This is a genomic window from Streptomyces sp. GbtcB6 (assembly GCF_019091475.1).
In the GTDB taxonomy this organism is placed as follows: Bacteria; Actinomycetota; Actinomycetes; order Streptomycetales; family Streptomycetaceae; genus Streptomyces; species Streptomyces hyaluromycini.
In genome coordinates, this window is the sequence record NZ_JAGXJL010000129.1 from 1 (window position 1) to 4,688 (window position 4,688).

The 4,688-nt window shown below is 64.1% G+C and carries 5 protein-coding genes and 1 pseudogene; 2 read left to right on the top strand and 4 right to left on the bottom strand.

Translation table 11 applies throughout. From position 1 onward, the window contains the following. Both KVT45_RS58325 and KVT45_RS54530 read right to left on the bottom strand, forming a co-directional pair. Positions 1-479, bottom strand: a 479-nt coding sequence (locus KVT45_RS58325) for a transposase (protein ID WP_308311173.1), incomplete at its 3' end; no start/stop codon positions are given. Continuing rightward, positions 473-1,324: pseudogene (locus KVT45_RS54530) on the bottom strand (IS5 family transposase). The pseudogene KVT45_RS54530 and the gene KVT45_RS58325, both read right to left, overlap by 7 nt. Before the next feature lie 430 nt (positions 1,325-1,754). Here KVT45_RS54530 and KVT45_RS54535 point away from each other — a divergent pair. Next, positions 1,755-2,636 carry a hypothetical protein gene (locus tag KVT45_RS54535; RefSeq protein ID WP_217562485.1) on the top strand — a complete coding sequence of 294 codons (882 nt, stop codon included), beginning with the start codon at positions 1,755-1,757 and terminating at the stop codon, positions 2,634-2,636. An 11-nt stretch (positions 2,637-2,647) separates the two neighbouring features. Here KVT45_RS54535 and KVT45_RS54540 read toward each other — a convergent pair whose 3' ends face one another. Further along, entirely contained in the window at positions 2,648-3,088 is a 441-nt protein-coding gene (locus KVT45_RS54540; protein ID WP_217562487.1) for a hypothetical protein, read from the bottom strand. Positions 3,089-3,283: 195 nt separating this feature from the next. Between KVT45_RS54540 and KVT45_RS54545 the strand changes: the two genes are divergently transcribed. Then, positions 3,284-4,098, top strand: a protein-coding gene (locus KVT45_RS54545) for an IS5 family transposase (protein ID WP_308311174.1) whose coding sequence is annotated in 2 segments (ribosomal slippage) — positions 3,284-3,616 and positions 3,619-4,098 — 813 coding nt in all. Because the reading frame shifts where the segments join, the coding sequence is not laid out codon by codon here. Here KVT45_RS54545 and KVT45_RS54550 read toward each other — a convergent pair. Further along, the gene (locus KVT45_RS54550) at positions 4,087-4,536 is read right to left on the bottom strand and encodes a DUF5959 family protein (RefSeq protein ID WP_217562491.1); all 450 of its coding nucleotides are present in this window, start codon (positions 4,534-4,536) and stop codon (positions 4,087-4,089) included. The two genes, KVT45_RS54545 and KVT45_RS54550, sit on opposite strands and share 12 nt — an antisense overlap. Positions 4,537-4,688: the final 152 nt, after the last annotated feature.

Below are 4,688 nucleotides of genomic sequence, written 5' to 3' on the forward strand. Positions count from 1 at the left end.
ATGCCCTTCCAGGGACCGAACCGCTCGGGGAGCTGTTCCCAGAGGCAACCGGTGCGGGCCTTGTAGAACATCGCGTCAAGCATGGTGCGCCCTGGCCGGCACCTGTGGTTGGGGGGCTCCCACGCCTTGAAGATCGGCTCGGCCAGCGCCCACGCCTCGTCGCTCAGCTCGTCCGGAACCAGCCGCCCGTTCTGCTTGAACCACTCGGCCATCGAGCAGACCAGCCCCAACCTGGTCTTCGGGACCTCGCCTGTGATGGTGACCTTCACGTCCAGCAGCGCCAGCACCTCCGCTTGTTCGGCCGAGGTCATGTCGGCCAGCCGCTCACGGGCTCGGGTGGCCAGGGCGACGAGGTGACTGGCGCGCTGCTCGGCAGCCTCGGTCTCCTGGGCCCAGGCGGCGGCCTCGTCCCTCATGGTGCGCAGCTGGCCAAGCTCCTCGTTCAGCTGCTTCGTGGCCGCTTTTACAACGGTTAACACGATGAGCTGAGTTGTCGGTGTGCGATCAGGCAGCAGGCGAGTTTGAGGAACGCTTCGTGGATGTCGGCTCTGCGTTACCAGCGGATCCGCAGACGTCGGAAGCTGTGCAGCCACGCGAAGCTTCTCTCGATCACCCAGCGGTAGGTGCCCAGTCCGGTGCCGTGCCGTGTTCCGCGGCGGGCGATGGCCGGCACGATGCCGCGAGCGCGGACCTGGTCTCGGTAGATGTCGTGGTCGTAGCCACGGTCGGCGAACAGCGAGTCGGGCCTGCGGCGCGGTCGTCCTACGCGGCCGCGGACCGGCGGGATCGCATCGAGCAAGGGCAGGAGCTGGGTGACGTCATTGCGGTTGCCGCCGGTCAGCAGGACAGCGAGCGGGGTGCCGTGTCCGTCGGTGATGAGGTGGTGTTTTGAGCCGGCCCGGCCCCGGTCGACTGGCGAGGGGCCCGTGTGCTGCCCCCTTTTAGCGCTCTGACATGGGAAGGGTCGACCACACAGCGGGACCAGTCCAGCCGCGAGGCTGCGTTCAGTTCGGCCAGCAGGACCTCGTGGAGCCGTTGCCACACGCCGGCCTCGTTCTAGTCCCGCAAGCGGCGCCAGCAGGTCATGCCCGAGCCGAAGCCCAGCTCCTTCGGGAGGTACTCCCACTGGATCCCGGTGTGCAGCACGTACAGGATCCCGCACAGCACCTCCCGGTCCGGTAACGCCTTGCGGCCGGGATACCGGAAGCGGCGCTCACGCTGCGGCAGCAGCGGCTCCAGGCGGTCCCACAGCCCATCCGGCACGATCCACGGCGATGTCCCCACGCCGAGCCGAACGCTCAACTCCCGCCCCCGGACACGGCAACCAACGCCGATCCACCTCATTGTGTTAGCCGTTGTTACTCGTCGCTGTCCCGGCATCCGGCTCATTACCCCGTGCTCGATCGTCAGCCATGTCCCATCGAAGGTGAACTTCGACTTCGACGGACCTCGTCCACCTTCAGCCTGGATTAGCTGCGTCGATGTGCTCACTTAATGACCTCCTGAATCGGCGCAATCTCTTATGTTGCGACCGAGACAAGAAAATCATTACGCGCTATATCGCTGCAATCGTTGGCCCAGGCTCACCAACAGACACACTCGAACCCGCGTTTCATGCCGCAGGATCACTCAGGGGCTCGGGCCTGAAGGAGAGTTGGCCCGCTGAGCTTGGCGTCGCCAATCGCGGCCGAAGGATGAACAGCATCTCTGTCCAAGTAGGTGTGATCAAGCAAGCGCGTCGGTATCCTCCGGCCATGGAATCTCTACATGACCTGATCCGCCGCCTCACCAATTCAGCTACCCTGATCGATGAAGTCCTGTCGCAGAAACAGGTCAAACTCACTCCAGCGGCTGCGGAGGATCTTCGAGCGTCACTTCATGACATCGATGACCTTCTCAACAATTACGTTACGCAGCTACTCAGGCGATACGCCAGCCAATTGTTTGCACCCGCGGAGGTCCAACACGCGGTCTACCCGTACAGGGCTGAGCGTGTGGTGCCGCTTGAACGTGGCGGATTCCTCGCATTCGCCGACACAGAGGGAACCGGTCTGCAACTGCCTCAATCCGGTGGGGATGAAACCGGAACCGCCAGCGAGGTCATTCCGGTATCGGTATACATCGGCTCTAATAGCGAGAGCAAGATCTCAGCAGTATTGGAGAGTGTGCAGGAACTCGTTCGAGCCTTGGGTTACAAAGAGGTCGGCGAGCCCGAGGTACGACGAGGCTCAATCTTCAGAAGGTCCCGAGCGGTTGCCCAGACGGGTATGGACGAAGTGAAGAGCCGACTCATGAAGGTGGAGCGCGGGTTCGAACTGGCCCAGCTCGAACTTCGCCAAGCCGAAGTGAACCTTAAAGAGACCCAAGCCGTCTCACACTTGCTCACTGCCCTCGAAGGGACCGAACGAGCCTGCATCCAGGTGGGTTCGGTTTTCGTGATCAAGTATGTGGTCGAAGGGCGTCAGGTCGTGGTGGTCCGCAATCTGACGCAGCTCGAAATGCATGCCTTGACGAGGTTTCCCGAGATTCAGACCCGCCCCGAGGAAGCGTTGCGAATGCTCGCCACTGCCATTGCCTCTATGCCGGAGCCTGACGAAAATGGCGGTGGCGACCCTCTGCCCCAGGGGGCGAGCTGACTCCTAGCGGCCTAGTCGTCCTCGTCGTCCGGGAACGTGGGGTACGACGTGGGCCACTGGGGAGGGGCGGAGGGCGGAAGCTTCTCCCGTCGGTACTCCGCCCAGTCCACGACGGGCGGGAGCGGACGGGGGCTCCGGGCGGCCTGCTTGCGCTGGATCGTCGGGCTGGTCTTCCCGGCCAGGAGAAGCCGGACCTCGTACGGCCGCGCCAGCCTCGACTGCTTGTAGACCCTGTCCATCGACGTTTCCGTCGGCCGGATCCAGTACCCCCGGTCGTACCACTCCGGCCGGGCGTAGCAGTGGGCCTGGTAGTAGTCGATGGCGTTGTGCAGGGCCGTGAGTCCGTGATGGTGCCAGGCGAGGCACCACCGGCAGTGCACGGCCACCTCCATCGGGTTGAACGTGGTGAAGCCCCACAGCAGCGGGACCCCGCCTATGTACTCGTCATTCATGGTTGGCCTCCTCGGGGGTCGTGGTGGTGAGCGTCAGGTGGTGAGCCTGACGGGGGTGGTCAAGGTGCTCTCGGGGTGCCGGCCGCACGTCACCGGGTTGGCTCTCGGAGGAGGGTGTAAGACTGTAAGAACTCCTAACGAAATGATCTTCGAGGTGGTTGGATCGCTCCGGGTGCGTTGATCCGGGGGTGTGAGGTGGCTCGGCCGAAGCCGTGGCATGTCGAGGACGAACTCTGGGCGGTGATCGAACCGCTGCTGCCGAAAGTCGAGCGTCGCACTCACCATCCCGGGCGGAAGCGGCATCCGGACCGGTTGGTGTTCCAGGGCATTCTGTTCGTGCTGCATACCGGGATTGCGTGGGAACACCTGCCGCAGGAGCTGGGCTTCGGTTCAGGCATGACGTGCTGGCGACGCCTGGCCGAGTGGACCGAGGCTGGTGTGTGGCCTCGGCTCCACGAAACGCTCTTGGCCAAGCTCCGTAGCTCGGACGCCCTGGACTTCTCCCGGGCGGCGGTCGACGGCTCTCATATCCGGGCGTTAAAAGGGGCGCCAAGACAGGACGAAGCCCTGTCGACCGGGGCAGGACGGGCAGCAAGCACCACTTGATTACCGATGCCACCGGCATCCCGCTCGCCGTCACTCTGACCTGCGGCAACCGCAACGACGTCACCCAGCTCATCCCACTGCTTCAGACAGTGCCTCCCGTGCGGGGCAAGCGCGGCCGGCCTCGGCGTCGTCCCGACGTTGCGCTCGGTGACCGCGGCTACGACCACGATAAGTACCGCCACCTCGTCCGCGGGCTCGGCGTGAAGCCACGGATCGCGCGGCGTGGCACCGAACACGGTTCCGGACTTGGAACTCAACGCTGGGTTGTCGAGCGCACCTTCGCTCACCTGCACTGGTTCCGCCGCCTGCGGATCCGTTGGGAGATCCGCGACGACATTCACGAGGCCTTCCTCAGCCTTGGATGCTCCCTCATCTGCTGGCGGAAGCTCTGCTCACTCCGGTGACAAGTGGTCATCCCAAGCACGGAGTACGGCGCCGAGTAGGCGCCGGTGGGTCGCAATCCAGTCGGCCGGTAGGTCAATCGGCACCCGAACGGTCACCATGGAGGCGAGATCGTCTTCAACCACCACCTCAGGACAGTCACGCTCGCTGCTGAGATGGATGAAGATGGACGGTCCACGCTGGACGTGCAACCAGGCGATGTCCTCGCCGGCCTCAAGACGATCCAGGGCATCGCCCCACGAAGTCAGCCGTGACCGCCACAGCGAGAGATTCACGCGTCCGGCGACGAATGGCGTGTCAACGACGACCTCCGCGGCGAGCCCTCCAGCCACACCCTGCAGAGCGCCGAGCACCGTGATGCGAACGCTGTTGCCCTCGTCGTCAGAGAACAGAGCCAGATTCAGCTGCGCTGCCGTCTCCAAGTCGCGTCCCATCGGCATGAAGCGATCTTGACGCACGTCCGGTCAGCTGACCAGCGACCCGGATCTGCGCCCACTCATTTCGTTAGGAGTTCTTAGTACTGCAGTGGGACTTCAATGTTTCCGCTGGTCAGAGGCGTAGTTTCGAGCGTACCGGGCTGACAGCCCGTCAC

What these genes read in the sequence shown, in the direction of transcription:
- KVT45_RS54535 (WP_217562485.1), top strand. Translation starts at nt 1,755, where the DNA reads ATGGAATCTCTACATGACCTGATCCGCCGCCTCACCAATTCAGCTACC.
- KVT45_RS54540 (WP_217562487.1), bottom strand. Translation starts at nt 3,088, where the DNA reads ATGAATGACGAGTACATAGGCGGGGTCCCGCTGCTGTGGGGCTTCACC.
- KVT45_RS54550 (WP_217562491.1), bottom strand. Translation starts at nt 4,536, where the DNA reads ATGCCGATGGGACGCGACTTGGAGACGGCAGCGCAGCTGAATCTGGCT.